The sequence below is a fragment of the Lysinibacillus sp. HST-98 genome, from assembly GCF_016757845.1.
GTDB classification, from domain to species: domain Bacteria; phylum Bacillota; class Bacilli; order Bacillales_A; family Planococcaceae; genus Lysinibacillus; species Lysinibacillus capsici.
The window spans coordinates 210,814-227,314 of record NZ_JAENHX010000004.1; the positions used below are offsets into that span (position 1 = coordinate 210,814).

12 protein-coding genes are annotated in these 16,501 nt (G+C 39.3%); 1 reads left to right on the plus strand and 11 read right to left on the minus strand.

Going from position 1 to position 16,501, the window contains the following annotated elements; genetic code table 11:
* Window positions 1-534: 534 nt before the first annotated feature.
* Complete coding sequence (locus tag JIN86_RS11880; RefSeq protein WP_004269444.1) at window positions 535-894, minus strand: response regulator; 360 nt, start codon at window positions 892-894, stop codon at window positions 535-537.
* Between the two features lie 153 nt (window positions 895-1,047).
* On the opposite strand from JIN86_RS11880, the gene JIN86_RS11885 reads away from it, so the two are divergent.
* Window positions 1,048-1,578 carry a DUF2529 family protein gene (locus JIN86_RS11885; protein ID WP_004269443.1) on the plus strand — a complete coding sequence of 177 codons (531 nt, stop codon included), beginning with the start codon at window positions 1,048-1,050 and terminating at the stop codon, window positions 1,576-1,578.
* 51 nt (window positions 1,579-1,629) lie between these two features.
* Here JIN86_RS11885 and JIN86_RS11890 read toward each other — a convergent pair whose 3' ends face one another.
* The 10 genes from JIN86_RS11890 to JIN86_RS11935 all read right to left on the minus strand — a co-directional run bounded on the left by JIN86_RS11890 (window position 1,630) and on the right by JIN86_RS11935 (window position 16,492).
* Entirely contained in the window at window positions 1,630-3,222 is a 1,593-nt protein-coding gene (locus tag JIN86_RS11890; protein ID WP_004269442.1) for a CTP synthase, read from the minus strand.
* Window positions 3,223-3,666: 444 nt separating this feature from the next.
* Complete coding sequence (gene rpoE, locus JIN86_RS11895) at window positions 3,667-4,209, minus strand: DNA-directed RNA polymerase subunit delta (protein ID WP_004269441.1); 543 nt, start codon at window positions 4,207-4,209, stop codon at window positions 3,667-3,669.
* Window positions 4,210-4,658: 449 nt separating this feature from the next.
* Window positions 4,659-7,907, minus strand: coding sequence for a fused isobutyryl-CoA mutase/GTPase IcmF (gene icmF / locus JIN86_RS11900; protein WP_202342017.1), 3,249 nt, complete (start codon window positions 7,905-7,907; stop codon window positions 4,659-4,661).
* A gap of 91 nt (window positions 7,908-7,998) precedes the next feature.
* Window positions 7,999-8,631 carry a TetR/AcrR family transcriptional regulator gene (locus JIN86_RS11905; RefSeq protein WP_004269438.1) on the minus strand — a complete coding sequence of 211 codons (633 nt, stop codon included), beginning with the start codon at window positions 8,629-8,631 and terminating at the stop codon, window positions 7,999-8,001.
* A gap of 3 nt (window positions 8,632-8,634) precedes the next feature.
* On the minus strand, window positions 8,635-9,771 hold the full coding sequence (locus JIN86_RS11910) for an acyl-CoA dehydrogenase (RefSeq protein ID WP_004269437.1): 1,137 nt from the start codon (window positions 9,769-9,771) through the stop codon (window positions 8,635-8,637).
* 127 nt (window positions 9,772-9,898) lie between these two features.
* Complete coding sequence (locus JIN86_RS11915; RefSeq protein WP_004269436.1) at window positions 9,899-11,035, minus strand: acyl-CoA dehydrogenase; 1,137 nt, start codon at window positions 11,033-11,035, stop codon at window positions 9,899-9,901.
* A gap of 59 nt (window positions 11,036-11,094) precedes the next feature.
* Window positions 11,095-11,946 carry a 3-hydroxybutyryl-CoA dehydrogenase gene (locus tag JIN86_RS11920; protein WP_004269435.1) on the minus strand — a complete coding sequence of 284 codons (852 nt, stop codon included), beginning with the start codon at window positions 11,944-11,946 and terminating at the stop codon, window positions 11,095-11,097.
* Window positions 11,946-13,151 (minus strand): acetyl-CoA C-acetyltransferase, encoded by a 1,206-nt coding sequence (locus tag JIN86_RS11925; RefSeq protein ID WP_004269434.1) that lies wholly within the window; start codon window positions 13,149-13,151, stop codon window positions 11,946-11,948. The genes JIN86_RS11920 and JIN86_RS11925 overlap by 1 nt, the downstream gene beginning before the upstream one ends.
* 196 nt (window positions 13,152-13,347) lie before the next feature.
* Window positions 13,348-15,567 (minus strand): heterodisulfide reductase-related iron-sulfur binding cluster, encoded by a 2,220-nt coding sequence (locus JIN86_RS11930; protein ID WP_202342018.1) that lies wholly within the window; start codon window positions 15,565-15,567, stop codon window positions 13,348-13,350.
* A 361-nt stretch (window positions 15,568-15,928) separates the two neighbouring features.
* On the minus strand, window positions 15,929-16,492 hold the full coding sequence (locus tag JIN86_RS11935; RefSeq protein WP_004231536.1) for a cob(I)yrinic acid a,c-diamide adenosyltransferase: 564 nt from the start codon (window positions 16,490-16,492) through the stop codon (window positions 15,929-15,931).
* Window positions 16,493-16,501: the final 9 nt, after the last annotated feature.

The window sequence follows — 16,501 nt, forward strand, 5'->3', positions numbered from 1 at the left end:
GCAGGGGCTATTATTTTCTACCCGAAAGCGGAGTGTAACGTAGCGGCAGGGTGACGAAGTGAAGAGCAACGCAACGAAGTCCTACTCCCCTGAAAAGCAGGGGCTATTATTTTCTACCCGAAAGCGGCGTGTAACGTAGCGGCAGGGGTGACGAAGTGAAGAGCAACGCAACGAAGTCCTACTCCCCTGAAAAGCAGGGGCTATTATTTTCTACCCGAAAGCGGCGTGTAACGTAGCGGCAGGGTGACGAAGTGAAGAGCAACGCAACGAAGTCCTACTCCCCTGAAAAGCAGGGGCTATTATTTTCTACCCGAAAGCGGCGTGTAACGTAGCGGCAGGGTGACGAAGTGAAGAGCAACGCAACGAAGTCCTACTCCCCTGAAAAGCAGGGGCTATTATTTTCTACCCGGAAGCGGAGTGTAACGTAGCGGCAGGGTGACGAAGTGAAGAGCAACGCAACGAAATCCTACGCCCCTGAAAAGCAGGGGCTAATAATCAACATAAAAAACAGGCCGTGTGTCCACTGCCTGCTTTTTAAACTTGTAAAGCTTTATTTACTTCATCACGCACTTCGAAAATATCAAACGGTTTTGTAAAGTAACGAATGGCTCCTAATTCTAAAGCTTCTTGCACAACATCCAATTCTCCGTATGCTGTCATCATAAAAACAGGCAGCTTCGGAAATTTCTTTTTTAAACGTCTCAAAATTTCAATACCATCCATTCCTGGAATTTTCATGTCCAGTAAAACACAATCCATCTCTTGTTCGTCTGCATACTTTAATGCCTCTGAACCATTCGCTGCTAAATATGTAATATATCCTTCCTTTTTCAGCACTTCATTTAAAAGTAAACGAATTCCCTGCTGATCATCGACAATTAGTAATCGTTTCACATCGCATTCCGCCCTTTTTAGTTTTATTCTTACACAAAAACTTTCTTTATTATGTATAATTCTCCTTTTTCAGCTTAATACCTTCTAGTATTATAAATTATCTGCTTTTGCTTTCTAGCTTTTACCCTCTATAATATGAATAGAGGTGGAAACATGTCAAAAATTCTAACAACACAATTAAGTGGATTATTACAAAGAATTACACAAAATGAAGAAGATGCTATCGAGGAGACAGCAAGGTTATTAGCACAAGCCGCAATCGGCGAAGGAAACGTCTATTTTGCTTGCTTTGGAGAAATGCAGGTTGTGGAATTAAATGCACTTCAAGCAGTCGAACCCTTTAGCAAGTTAGCTCCTTGGACTACAGACACAAGCTTAACAGAAGCTGATCGGGTTTGCATTTTTACTCGTAGTGCATATGATGAAGAAGCACTCGTCTTAGCACAAAAATTAAATACACAATTTATTCCCTTTGCTGCTATAGCTAGTGAAGCAGCTAGTGGAGATAACCCTCTTGCAGATTTAGCCTATACGTATGTTTCTACGCGCATTAAAGGCGGTTTAATACCAAATGATCTAGGTCAACGTATTGTTGTACCACATGCACTTGCAGGACTCTTTGTATATGAAGCTGTCAAAATTGCTTATGATGAAATGCTTGGGTTGGATGAAGAAGAATTGTAGTGATCAACTTAAAAAGAGTTGTCTCGTGTATAACGAGACAACTCTTTTGGATTATTTAAATGTTGAGCCGATAAAGTCGCGGAACAATGGTTGTGGACGATTAGGACGTGACACTAGCTCTGGGTGGAATTGACAGGCTACAAAGAAATTGTTTTCTGGCAGCTCAATAATTTCAACTAATTTGCCATCAGGGCTTGTACCTGAGAAGACAAGGCCAGCTGCTTCCATTGCCTCACGATATTCATTGTTAAATTCATAGCGGTGACGATGACGCTCATAAACAAGCTCTTTACCATAAGCTTTGCTTGCTTTTGAACCATCCTTTAATTTACATGGATATAAACCTAAACGTAAAGTACCACCGATATCTACAGTATCATTTTGATCTGGTAAGAAGTCGATAATTGGATACTCTGTATTTGCATCAAGTTCTGTAGAATGAGCACCTTTTAGGCCAAGAACATTACGTGCAAATTCTACTGTTGCTAATTGCATACCTAAACAAATGCCTAGGAAAGGAACATTATTTTCACGTGCATATTGTGTTGCTAAAATTTTACCTTCGACACCACGATCACCAAAGCCACCTGGTACTAAAATAGCGTCAGCACCTTTTAATAGCGCGGCAACATTGTCAGCATCAACGTGTTCTGCATTAATCCAGTCAATTTCAATATCAGAATTATATGCATATCCAGCATGCTTTAATGCCTCAACTACAGAAATGTAAGCATCTTGTAGTTCTACGTATTTCCCGACTAATGCTACCTTTCTTTTATTTGGTAAGTTCTTCACTTTTTCTACAAGGTCACGCCATTCTTCCATATCTGCTTCTGGAGCTTCCATACCAAAATGATCCAAAACGATATCATCTATATCTTGCGCATGTAGGTTTAATGGTACTTCGTATAAATGCTCAGCATCACGAGATTCAATAATTTCATGTGGTTGAACATCACAGAATAACGCTAATTTCTCTTTCATTTCTTGTGGTACTTCTTGTTCAGTACGAACTACGATAATATTTGGCTGAATACCTAAAGAGCGTAATTCTTTAACAGAATGCTGTGTAGGTTTTGTTTTAAGTTCACCAGCTGCTTTAATATAGGGAATAAGTGTACAGTGAATATACATGACATTGTTATGCCCTAAATTTGTTTTCATTTGGCGAATGGCTTCTAGGAATGGCAATGATTCAATATCACCTACTGTTCCACCAACCTCTGTGATCACAACGTCTGCGTTTGTTTCACGACCAGCACGTTGGATACGATCTTTGATTTCGTTTGTAATATGAGGAATTACTTGGACAGTTCCACCGTTATAATCTCCACGACGTTCTTTCTGTAATACAGATTGGTAAACACGACCAGAAGTTACTGTAGAATGTTTCCCTAGGTTAATATCAATAAAACGTTCATAGTGTCCTAAGTCTAAATCTGCTTCAGCACCATCATCTGTTACAAAAACCTCACCATGTTGATAAGGACTCATCGTACCTGGGTCAATATTGATATATGGGTCAAATTTTTGAATCGTCACTTCTAACCCACGATTTTTTAATAAACGGCCTAAAGATGCTGCAACAATCCCTTTTCCAAGTGATGATACAACCCCACCTGTTACAAAAATATACTTCGTCATGAATAAATTCCTCCTTATGATGTTCTAAAATATTAGTGCGTTTAGGGGGGATCAGAACCATTTACATTCTAATACCCTAAAAAAAGAAAAGCCGAGAATGTCTACAAAATGTAGTCGATTCGAAGCTGTAATCGGTTCTATCTCTTTTCCACTTTCCTTTAAACCATAAAACTCTAATAACTATTCAGTCACCGTTTACTATACATCATGAATAATTAAAAACATTTATATTCGTATCGATATTAAAAGTATGGGAGAACTAAAATGATTAAAGTTAAAAACAAAAAAACGCTCCTCCTGCATAGGTTTGCAGGGGGAGCGTATTATATACACGGTCTTTCTCCTTCTTTTAAGGAGCCCAAGTAAAAGATTAAACGTAACCGTGATAGAAGTCAAGATTTTTTGCTTCTAGCTTAAAAGAAAGAAAATTCTAAGAGTACTGTATTAGATTTCTTCCTCTTCTTCTTCAAATTCTTCTTCCTCTTCATCGATAAACTCTTCATCAATTTCTTCATCAATTTCTTCTAGCTCTTCATCATCAAAGTCGATATCTTCTTTATCGTCATCTTCTTCTTCAAGATCTTCTTCATCAATGAACTCTTCAAAGTCTTCATCAAAGTCGATATCTTCTTCATCTAAGTCTACATCTTCATCAAGATCCTCTTCATCAAAGGCAGCTTTAGATTTTTTCTTTTGAGTCTTAACAGAAGGCGCTGTTTCTTCTTCGATTTGCTCTACTTTAAACCATTCACGTAAGCCCCAGCCTGCTTCTTGATTATATAAGAAGCGACCATCAATATTGATATCTGTATAAAATTGTAACAGACGGGATTTCATTTCTGCATCACTATAGCCCACAAGCTCTTGAATTAATTTTAATAAATCATTAAAAGATACTGAGGCACGTTTTTCATTTAAAATTGCATAAGCTAAGTTAATTAACGATTCTTCTGTTAATTGTTCCTTTGTCATTTCACGAAAATTCAATTCGTGCACTTCCTTTCCCTCATCACAATGGACGTTTTAAAATTACATGGTGCTTTATTCTCCAAGCGCAGCAAAAAAGGCCACGCAAAAGGTTCTTTCCATACAATAAGCATAATACCCATTATATACAAAGTTTTAGCCCCTTTGCTAGCTTCAATTACTGTTTTTTATATTACGCATTTTTTTTATTCCAAGATAAAACAAATAGACAGATAATAGTAGTAAAGGAATAGCGCCAATTTGCTTATTATACAGGAAAAAGGCTCCCAATACTAAAGCTAATATAATTATGTAGTGAATAGCTGATTTCATCCTCTACTGCGCCTCCCCTTTTTTTACATTTCTATTATAACGAAAATAAAAAGAAGTGCCTAATCTTAAGACTAGACACTAGAAATTAGAGGAGCATGATAGTTGAAATAGAAAACAAGAGTTTTGAACAACCTCGCTTACATATTACGACGATATTGTCCGCCAACTTCATATAAAGCTTTTGTAATTTGTCCTAAACTTGCTACTTTTACTGACTCCATCAGCTCTGCAAAAATATTGCCATTATTGACGGCCACTTCTTGTAGACGTGCAATTGCAGCTTCACTTTCCTCTTCATGTGCTTTCCAAAAAGCTTGTAAATTACGAATTTGCGTCTCTTTTTCTTCTGTCGATGCACGCGCAATTTCCATATTATCTATATCAGCATCTGAAGGTGGATTTGGGTTCAAGTAAGTATTAACACCAATGATTGGTAACTCCCCTGAATGTTTTAACATTTCGTAGTACATAGATTCTTCTTGAATTTTACCACGTTGGTATTGTGTTTCCATAGCACCTAACACACCGCCACGATCATTGATACGATCAAACTCTTCAAGAACTGCTTCTTCCACAAGATCTGTTAATTCTTCAACAATAAATGCGCCTTGTAGTGGGTTTTCATTTTTTGCTAGACCATGCTCTTTTGTAATAATCATTTGAATTGCCATAGCACGTCTTACAGATTCCTCCGTAGGTGTAGTAATGGCCTCATCGTAGGCGTTTGTATGCAATGAATTACAGTTATCTTGTAATGCCATTAAAGCCTGCAATGTTGTTCGAATATCATTAAAATCAATCTCTTGTGCGTGTAAACTGCGCCCTGACGTTTGAATATGATACTTTAGCTTTTGAGCGCGCTCATTAGCACCGTATTTATCACGCATTACAATAGCCCAAATACGTCGTGCCACACGGCCGATTACTGTATACTCTGGATCTAGTCCATTTGAGAAGAAGAATGATAAATTTGGTGCAAAGTCATTGATATTCATGCCACGACTTAAATAATACTCTACATACGTAAAGCCATTAGCTAAGGTGAAGGCTAATTGGGAAATAGGGTTTGCTCCAGCTTCTGCAATATGATAACCCGAAATGGAGACAGAATAATAGTTACGTACTTTATGGTCTATAAAATATTGCTGAATATCGCCCATCATACGTAAGGCAAACTCTGTTGAGAAAATGCATGTATTCTGTCCTTGATCTTCTTTTAAAATATCAGCTTGTACTGTTCCACGTACAACTTGCAATGTTTTTTCACGTGTCTCGGTAAACTCTTCAACTGTCAAAGTTCGCCCTAGCTCTTGCTCACGTAATTGAACTTGTTGATCGATTGCTGTATTCATAAACATCGCTAAAATAATAGGTGCTGGTCCATTAATAGTCATTGATACAGATGTAGACGGTGCACATAAATCAAAGCCTGCGTAAAGCTTTTTCATATCTTCTAGTGTACAGATCGATACACCTGATTCTCCAACCTTACCGTAAATATCTGGACGGTAATCTGGGTCTTCCCCATACAATGTTACAGAATCAAATGCTGTAGATAAACGTTTTGCATCATCATCCTTTGATAAATAGTGGAAGCGTTTATTTGTCCGTTCTGGTGTTCCCTCGCCAGCAAATTGACGCTTCGGATCTTCACCCTCACGTTTGAATTGGAAAACCCCCGCCGTATATGGGAATTCGCCAGGAACATTTTCTTTATAAACCCAACGCAAAATTTCCCCATAGTCTTCAAATTTCGGTAAGGCTACTTTTGGAATTTTCGTGCCAGAAAGACTAGTTGTTTTTAAGATGGTACGAATTTCTTTATCGCGAACTTTTGTCACAAACTCATCACCAGCATAAGCTTCTTTTAATGCCTGCCAATTATCCAATATACGCTTAGATTCTGCTGTTAATTCATCTCTAACACCTTCTGCTAAAGAAGTCAGCGACGCCACAAGCACATCATCAGGCGCTTTTTCTTGAACGGCTGCAATAGCACCTTCTAATTGGAACAGTCGACGAGCAAATGCCACCTGCTGCTCTGTTTTTTTATGATAGCCACGGACAGTGTCCGTAATCTCACGTAAATAATAACGGCGATCGTTTGGAATAATAACATCTTGCTTTTGCGTTTTCGCAAATTGCTCATAGCTTGTTTCCCAATTAAAACCTGTTTTTTCGTTAATTATTTTAACAAGAGCAGCGAATAATGCATTTGTTCCTTTGTCATTAAATTGGCTAGCTATTGTACCATAGACTGGCATGTTATCAAGTGATTCATCCCAAAGCTCGCGTGAACGTTGATATTGTTTTTGTACTTGTCGAAGGGCGTCCTCTGAGCCTTTTCGCTCAAATTTATTGATCGCAATAACATCCGCAAAGTCAATCATATCAATTTTCTCAAGTTGTGTAGGTGCACCAAATTCGCTTGTCATGACATACATGGATAGATCCGTGTATTTAGTAATTTCGGCATCACCTTGACCAATTCCACTTGTTTCTACGATGATTAAGTCATAACCTGCTACACGTACTACATCTAGCACATCACCAATTGATGCAGATAATTCAGTACGTGAGCCACGTGTTGCTAAACTACGCATATAAACACGGTTATTAAAAATAGCATTCATGCGAATACGATCCCCAAGCAATGCTCCACCCGTTTTTTGCTTTGTTGGATCGACTGATAGAATGGCTACACGTTTATCTGGGAATTCTTTTAGGAAGCGGCGAATCAGTTCATCCGTTAAGGATGATTTCCCTGCACCACCTGTTCCCGTAATCCCCATTACAGGCGTACCTTTTGAAAGCTTTCTTGCCTCTGCTAGCATTTCTTTCGTAGCTTCATCGTCATTTGACTCAGCTGCTGTTATTAGATTGGCTAAAATTTCAGGCGTCTCTGTCGTTAAAGCCTTTAATTTCTCTAAATAATTACCTGTTGCAGTAGGAAAATCTGTTCCTTTAATTTGTTCATTAATCATTCCCTGTAGCCCTAAAACACGGCCATCCTCTGGTGAGAATATCCCTGCAATGCCATACGTATGAAGCTCTTTAATTTCACGAGGTAGAATAACTCCTCCACCACCGCCATAAATTTTAATATGTGGTGCGCCTTTTTCACGCAGTAAATCATACATATATTTAAAGTATTCCATATGTCCGCCTTGATAAGAAGAAACAGCAATCCCTTGTGCATCTTCTTGTATCGCAGCATTCACGACTTCTTCAACAGAACGGTTATGACCTAAATGGATTACCTCTACACCGCTCGATTGTAAAATGCGTCGCATAATATTGACTGAAGCATCATGTCCATCAAAAAGACTCGATGCTGTCACAAAACGTACGTGATTTTTTGGACGATATACTTCTACCTTTGTCATATGAAATCCCCACTTTCTCCCATATTGAATAAAAAAAGCCAGCAATTGCAATATCGCTATATGCAATTGCCGACAAACCCCTTACAAAATATTAAAACCCCTTTATGCCTGAAATGAACAAGGTGATTTGCATGTCAATGAATTCGTCAATAGAATGCTGACGATGTAAAGCCCATTTGCGAAACGCCCAGCTTTGTCCTGAAACAACTAAGTTATTGGCTGCTAAATGAATTTGCTTATCTGTCATTGTTAGTTCGCCAGACTGCACACATCGCTGTAACAAGCGTTCAAATGTGGCAACCATTTCAAACTCTTTACTAAAAACATAGCGTTGTGCTTCTTTCGACAATGATTTTGTTTCTTGATACATGATTGTTAGCTCATCAACCATACTATCGATTTGCAGAAAGTATTCCCGAATCATTTCTTTTAACTCATCAATTGTTCCTGCTTTAATCTCATAACTTGAAAGACGCTCCATCGCATGGTGATAGATACTGTCACAAACAAGGTATAGAACGTCTTCTTTCGTTCGGATGTATTCATACAAAGTACCGATACTAAAGCCTGCAGCTTTTGCAATTTCTCTCGTCGTGGCACGGTGAAAGCCTTTTTCTTTAAATAGCTTAATAGCGCCTTGAATCATTTGTTCACGACGAATGGCGATTAGATTTTCATCTTTTACGGTTGACTGTACTTGGGGCCTTTTATCTTTATCAGTCATCAATTATTTCGTTAGCATACGCGAGATAACAAGACGTTGAATCTCCTGCGTACCTTCGTAAATTTGTGTAATTTTAGCATCACGCATAAAGCGCTCTACAGGATAATCTTTTGTATAACCATAGCCACCAAATACTTGAACCGCCTCTGTCGTTACACTCATCGCTGTATCGCCAGCCATTAATTTCGCCATTGCAGATGCCTTACCATATGGTAGGTTATTAGATTCTAACCATGCCGCTTGGTATGTAAGAAGTCGAGAAGCCTCTATTTGCGTTGCCATATCAGCTAATTTAAAGGAAATGCCTTGATTTGCAGTGAGTGGTTTACCAAATTGCACACGTTCTTTGGCATAGTCAACTGCTGCATCGAGTGCTCCTTGTGCAATTCCTACTGCTTGAGCTGCAATACCATTACGTCCACCATCTAGTGTCGTCATGGCAATCTTAAAGCCTTCCCCTTCAGCCCCTAATAGATTTTCCTTTGGAACACGACAGTTATCAAAAATAATCTCTGTTGTTGGAGATGAACGAATTCCTAATTTCTTTTCTTTCTTCCCTACAGAGAAACCTTCAAATCCAGCTTCCACGATAAATGCGGATGTACCATGTTTTGCTTCTGGATCTGTTACTGCAAATACAATATATGTATCTGCTACTCCACCGTTCGTAATAAAGATTTTTGAGCCGTTTAAAATATAATCATCGCCATCACGTTTTGCATAAGTTTTCATGCCACCCGCATCAGAGCCAGAGCCAGGTTCTGTTAAACCATATGCACCAATATGTTTGCCTTCAGCCATTGGACGAAGGTATTTTTGTTTTTGTTCTTCTGTACCGAATTTGTAAAGTGGCCAACCTGCCAGTGAAGTATGTGCAGATAAAGTTACACCAGTCGAGGCACAAACACGTGAAAGTTCCTCAACAGCTATGACATATGCAAGGTAATCAAAACCTGCACCACCATATTCCTCAGGCCATGGAATACCAGTAAGCCCAAGCTCCGCCATTTTGTCGAAAATCGCACGGTCAAATTCTTCATTTTCGTCACGTTCAGCAGCTGTTGGCGCCACTTCGTTTATAGCAAAATCACGAATCATTTCACGTAATTGTTCATGCTCTTCTGTTAACTGAAAGTTCATTGTCCATTTCCCCTTTTTAGTTAGACTCTGTTTTGTATTACCTGATTATTGTTAGTTTAGATTAGGAGCGTTTTTCCCTCACTCTGGAACGGTACCCATCACTTTGTACCATTCGCAATATCAGGCTTTATTTCAGTAAATGTTTACTAATGACTAGTCGTTGAATCTCACTTGTACCTTCATAGATTTCTGTCACCTTTGCATCGCGGAAATAGCGCTCTACTGGATAATCTTCCGTATAGCCATAGCCGCCAAATATTTGAACAGCCTCTATTGCCGTTTGTACCGCTGTTCGTGATGAGAAAAGTTTAGCCATTGAAGCTTCTGCTCCACATGATAAACCTTTTGCTCGTAAATCGGCTGCACGATAGACTAACAGTTTTGCAGATTCAACTGCCGTTGCCATATCAGCAAGCTTAAAGCCAACACCTTGTTGCGCGGCAATCGGCTTGCCAAATTGAATGCGTTCTTTAGCATAGGCAGTAGACGCCTCTAGTGCCGCCTCAGCAATTCCTAACGCTTGTGCCGCAATGCCGATTCGTCCAACATCTAAATTGGCCATCGCAATTTTAAAGCCTTCTCCCTCTTCCCCAAGTAGGTTGTCAGCTGAAATGCGACAATTATCAAATGTCAGCTGAACTGTACGTGAGCCGTGTAAGCCCATCTTATGCTCATCTTTTCCGATGATTAAACCAGGCGTTCCCTTTTCAACAATAAATGCTGAGATACCCTTTGTTTTTTCAGCTGGGTTAGTTGAGGCGAATACAATATACACATCAGCTTCTCCACCATTTGTAATAAATACTTTGGAGCCGTTAATCACATAATCATCGCCATCACGCACTGCCTTAGACTGTAAAGAGCCAGCGTCTGAGCCTGCACTTGGTTCTGTTAAACAAAATGCACCTAAATATTCGCCTGTTGCAAGCTTTGGTACATAACGTTTCTTTTGTTCGTCATTCCCAAAGTAAATAATTGGATTCGTTCCAACTGAAGTATGGACGGATAAAATAACACCCATTACAGCGCTTACTTTTGATAGTTCATTAATCGCAATAATATAAGATGTAAAATCCATGCCAGAGCCACCTAAGTCTTCTGGCGTCGTAATCCCCATTAAGCCAAGTTCACCCATTTGCTGTAGAAGTTCACGTGGAAATTCTCCCGCTTCCATTCGCGCCACCCATGGTTGAATTTTTTCCTGAGCAAATTGACGAACCATATCGCGCATCATAATTTGCTCATCTGTAAATTGCAAATGCATCTATAATGTCACCCCTCTAAGTTGTCCCGAAACATCTAAATAACCCCATCCCCATAGGATTACTCGTAAACGTAAAAACCTCTTCCTGATTTCTTACCTAGCCAGCCAGCTGCAACGTATTTACGTAGCAGTGGGCAAGGGCGATATTTACTGTCTCCAAGACCCTCATGTAAAATTTCCATGATGTAAAGACAAGTATCTAATCCAATGAAATCTGCCAATGTTAATGGCCCCATTGGATGATTCATACCAAGCTTCATCACATCATCAATTGCTTCTTTTGTCGCCACACCTTCGTAAAGTGCATAAATCGCTTCATTAATCATCGGTAGTAAGATTCGGTTTGAAATAAATCCTGGGAAATCATTCACTTCTACTGGTGTTTTCGATAATTTAACCGTCATCTCTTCAACAGCTTTGTACACTTCATCTGTTGTTGCTAAACCTCGAATGATTTCAACAAGTTTCATAACTGGTACAGGATTCATAAAGTGCATACCAATTACTTGCTCTGGACGTTTTGTTACTGCTGCAATTTCTGTAATAGGCAGTGAAGATGTATTCGTAGCTAAAATAGCATGGGCTGGCGCAATGCCATCAAGTTGCTTAAAAATGGATTGCTTAATTTCCATATTTTCCACAGCTGCTTCAATGATAATATCTACATCACTAGCATCCTGTAAATCTAGTGACATACTAATTCGACTTAGAACAGCAGCCTTCTCATCTTCTGTTTTACGCCCTTTTTCTACATCACGTGATAAATTTTTGGTAATAACCCCTAAACCACGCTCAAAAAATTCTTGTTTGATATCGTTCAATTTCACATCAAAGCCTGCTTGTGCACAAACTTGGGCAATACCAGAGCCCATTTGCCCTGCACCAATGACCATTACCTTTTGAATTCCCATTAGTTCAGTCCCCCTGTTTTTGGTACTTCAATCATAATTGCATCACCTTGGCCGCCGCCTGAACAAATTGCGGCAATGCCAATGCCACCGCCACGACGCTTCAATTCCTGTGCAAGTGTTAATATGATACGTGCACCAGATGCCCCAATAGGATGCCCTAAAGCAACTGCACCGCCATTAACATTCACTTTTTCTGCATCTAAATCTGCCAACTGCTTGCTGACTAAAGCTACCGCTGCAAAGGCTTCATTGATTTCAATTAAATCAATATCTGCTAATGATTTGTTAGTCTTTTTCAGTAATTTATTAATAACAAGACCTGGCGTTTGTGGGAAGTTTTCTGGCTCAAGCGCAAGTTCTTCGTGACCAATGATTATTGCCAATGGTTCTCTACCTTCACGTTTTGCACGTTCCTCACTCATGACAACAAGTGCACATGCACCGTCGTTAACCCCAGGTGCATTACCTGCTGTAATCGTGCCATCTTTGTCAAAGGCTGGTTTTAGCTTCGCCAGTACTTCCAAAGACGTTCCTGCTCTTGGTGCCTCATCTATATCAACAATAAGTGGATCACCTTTCCGTTGAGGAATCTCTACTGGTACGATTTCTTCAGCAAAGTAACCTTTTTCAATTGCGGCTAGCGCACGTTCATGACTGCGTACTGACCAAGTGTCCTGTTCTTCTCGACTTAGCGAGAACTCTTTAGCTGTTGCATTACCATAGCTACCCATATGCGGTCTTGCTTTATCGAAAGCACATGTTAAGCCGTCATATAGCATGCCATCTACCATTGTAGAATCTCCCATACGCAAACCATTTCGACCATTCAGAAGATAATATGGTGCATTGGACATAGATTCCATGCCACCCGCAATAATCACTTCTTCGTCCCCTAAACGAATCAATTGATCTGCTAATGTCACCGCACGCATCCCTGAAGCACAAACTTTATTGATTGTTTCTGTTTTTACTGCTGTTGGTAAATTTGCCTTCAGAGCAGCCTGTCGAGAAGGAATTTGCCCCTGTCCCCCTTGTAAAACAGAACCTAAAATTACCTCATCCACTTGCTCAGGTGCAAGATTTGCATTCTCTAATGCCCCTTTAATTGCAATCGCACCTAAATCACTTGCATGTAATGCTGATAATGAACCTCCAAATTTACCAAACGCAGTTCTTGCCCCTGCTAAAATTACAGCTCTATTCAAGTAAAACACCCCTTTTGTTTTACGTTCTCGATGAAGCTGCAAAGCATTATTGACTGAACGCTCGCTCGACTTCTATCGAGGAAAAATGGGAGTTTATTATCTCAACTCCCATTCCCATTTAATCTTATTCTACAAAACAATTTTTTATTGTGCAATTTATATTTTTCAGATAACTAAAATATTTCTGCAATAGCAATCATTTTTCTGCGTTCGCTTCCGTATTCTCGTCTTGTTGAGCATTTTCTATAGACGCTACCACTTCTTCGTATGTTTCTTCTGTTTCTTCGGAAGAAGGATTAACTGCCTTTACTTTTTCACCAAACACGGAACGTTCTAGTAATTCTGCAACATCAAATGTTCCAATAGAGTCTTCAACCTCTTTTGCCTTTGTACCATCCTCTAGCATTGTTAGGCAGTAAGGACAGCCCGATGAAATAACTGATGCATTTGTTGCAAGAGCCTGTTCTGTTCGAGCTACGTTAATGCGATTTCCTACATGCTCTTCCATCCACATTAATCCACCACCAGCTCCACAGCACATCGCTGTTTCACGGTTACGTTCCATTTCAACAAGCTTCACGCCAGGGATTCCTCGGAGGATCTCACGTGGGGCATCATATACATCATTGTAGCGGCCTAAATAACAAGAATCATGGAAAACAATCGTTTCATGAACCTCATAGTTTAGCGCTAGACGATTTTCCTCAATCAACTGATTTAATAACTCAGTGTGATGATACACTTCACCTTTCCAACCAAAGTCTTGATATTCATTTTTAAAGATATTATAGGCGTGAGGATCGATTGTTACAATTTTCTTCACGTCATTTTTCTCAAACTCATCAATATTTGCTGTAGCTAGCTCTTGGAATAAGAATTCATTCCCTAAACGACGAGGTGTATCCCCTGAGTTCTTCTCTTTATTACCTAAGATTGCAAACTTCACACCAGCTTCGTTTAATAGACGGCAGAATGCTAAAGCGATTTTTTGAGAGCGATTGTCGAAAGCTCCCATCGAACCAACCCAGAATAAATACTCCATTTCCTCGCCAGATTTTTTCAGCTCTTTTACAGTTGGAATTTGGATTGTTGGATCTAGATCACGCCAATTTTCTTTTTCCTTGCGGTTCAAGCCCCAAGGATTACCTTGTCGTTCGATATTCGTCATTGCACGTTGAGCATCAGGATTTACTTTCCCTTCAGTCATTGTTAGATAACGACGTAGATCAATAATTTTATCAACATGCTCATTCATTACAGGGCATTGATCCTCACAGTTACGACATGTCGTACAAGCCCAAATTTCCTCTTCTGTAATGACATCGCCAATTAAAGATGGACTGTAGATGTCCTCAATTACAGCACCTTCAGCACCAGCTGCCATTGCAAGCTGATTACCCTTTGTATTGGCAAAGAATTGATAAGGAACCCATGGTTTTTGCTTTGTTACGACTGCGCCCGTAAATGTTAAATGGTCACGCAATTTTACGATTAAATCCATAGGAGACAGCATTTTTCCTGTTCCTGTTGCTGGACACATGTTTGTACAACGTCCGCATTCTACACAAGAATATAGATCGAGCATTTGCTTTTGTGTGAAGTCCTGTATGCGTCCTACCCCAATAGAAGGCATATCCTCTTCGCTTTCAGCATTTTCTAAGGCCTCAAAATCAATTGGTGTTAATGTACCTGCACGATCTAAACGATTCATGTAAACATTAAGCGGACTGACAATTAAATGGAAATGTTTAGACTGTGGTACGTATACAAGGAATGTTAATAGAATTAAAAGGTGTGCCCACCACATTACATAAAACACACCAGCGGCAACAGATGTAGGTAAGAAGCCAAAAATAGCAGCAATACTTGAAGCAACTGGCTCCGTATAAGTTAATCCCTCACCATGCCAAATTAATCCCATACCATTAGCGATTAATGTAGATACCATTAACCCCCCAATGAAAATTAATACAAGGCCGTTTTTCCATCCTCGTTTTAGACGCACTAGCTTTTCAACATAGCGGCGGTAAAATGCCCACACTACCGCGATTAAAATCATCAAAACTACTAGTTCCTGGAAGAATGTAAAGACACCATAGAAAATGCCTAGTGGCAGATGTGACTCTGGTGCTAGTCCTTTCCAAATTAAATCAATGGCCCCTAACTGTACCATCAAAAATCCATAGAAAAACATAACATGTATTAAACCACTCTTTGGATCCTTTAATAGCTTATTTTGACCAAATACATTGACCATAATATAACGAAGTCGTTCTTTAACACTTTCATCAAACTCAACCTTTTTCCCCAATTGCACATACTTATAGCGTGTTTTCAACAGGTAGAAGAACAATCCTACTGCATAAAGCACAACCACGACTGTTAAGACAATGTTAGCAATTAATAATGGACTCATGGTTGGTCCCCCCTTTAGTTTGTCGTAATTTTCTCTCTTTGTGACGAATTTGCTAGTTCATACAGAAATGTACTTCACTTTATCATTATATTCCTATTCTAATAAATGAGTGAGCATTCAGTCAACATAAAACGGAAATATTTCTGATAATTTTATATTCTTACATTTTACAAGAAAAAAAGCCACCCTGAATTTTTTCAAAGTAGCCATTTTTTACTTTCCTTAACTATTTACTTATTGGGATGTCGCATATTCATTAGACATTTGAACATCTGCTAAATTTGCACACAAACCTATACCGCCCCTTAGCTAAATACATGGCAATTCATTTTTTGTACAAAAACCTTTACTCAATCAAACTTTATTTTTTAAAAACATTCCCACTGCGGATATATTCAACATCTGCAACGTTTAAGCGAGCATTTACAACACGTGCAGCTGCAAATAAATAATCCGATAAGCGATTTAAATATTTTTGTACAACCTTTGGTACATCTTCAACTTCTTTCATGAGTGTCACCATCTCACGCTCTGCTCGACGTGCAACCGTGCGTGCAATGTGTAAAGTTGCCGCTGCTGGTGCACCTCCTGGTAAAATAAAACGTTGTAAAGGTGGTGCTTCGTCTGATAAAGCATCTATACGAGCTTCAAGTACTTCAATCGGTTGCTCTGTTAATTTATAATGACGTTCTTTCATCACATTAGCAAGGTCTCCACCAGCATCGAACAGCTCATGCTGAATTGTCTCTAGGTCTGTTAAAATGTCCTTGAAGAGCGCTTGGTCTAATTCACTTACAGCCTTCCCAATAAAGGAATTTAATTCATCGATTGCCCCATATGTTTCCACACGTAAACTATCTTTATCAACCCGTCCTCCAATAAGACTTGTTTTCCCCGTATCGCCTGTTTTCGTGTAAAGCTTCATTTCTCTCAT

What these genes read in the sequence shown, in the direction of transcription:
- JIN86_RS11885 (WP_004269443.1), top strand. Translation starts at nt 1,048, where the DNA reads ATGTCAAAAATTCTAACAACACAATTAAGTGGATTATTACAAAGAATT.
- JIN86_RS11890 (WP_004269442.1), bottom strand. Translation starts at nt 3,222, where the DNA reads ATGACGAAGTATATTTTTGTAACAGGTGGGGTTGTATCATCACTTGGA.
- icmF (WP_202342017.1), bottom strand. Translation starts at nt 7,907, where the DNA reads ATGACAAAGGTAGAAGTATATCGTCCAAAAAATCACGTACGTTTTGTG.
- JIN86_RS11905 (WP_004269438.1), bottom strand. Translation starts at nt 8,631, where the DNA reads ATGACTGATAAAGATAAAAGGCCCCAAGTACAGTCAACCGTAAAAGAT.
- JIN86_RS11910 (WP_004269437.1), bottom strand. Translation starts at nt 9,771, where the DNA reads ATGAACTTTCAGTTAACAGAAGAGCATGAACAATTACGTGAAATGATT.
- JIN86_RS11915 (WP_004269436.1), bottom strand. Translation starts at nt 11,035, where the DNA reads ATGCATTTGCAATTTACAGATGAGCAAATTATGATGCGCGATATGGTT.
- JIN86_RS11920 (WP_004269435.1), bottom strand. Translation starts at nt 11,946, where the DNA reads ATGGGAATTCAAAAGGTAATGGTCATTGGTGCAGGGCAAATGGGCTCT.
- JIN86_RS11930 (WP_202342018.1), bottom strand. Translation starts at nt 15,567, where the DNA reads ATGAGTCCATTATTAATTGCTAACATTGTCTTAACAGTCGTGGTTGTG.
- JIN86_RS11935 (WP_004231536.1), bottom strand. Translation starts at nt 16,492, where the DNA reads ATGAAGCTTTACACGAAAACAGGCGATACGGGGAAAACAAGTCTTATT.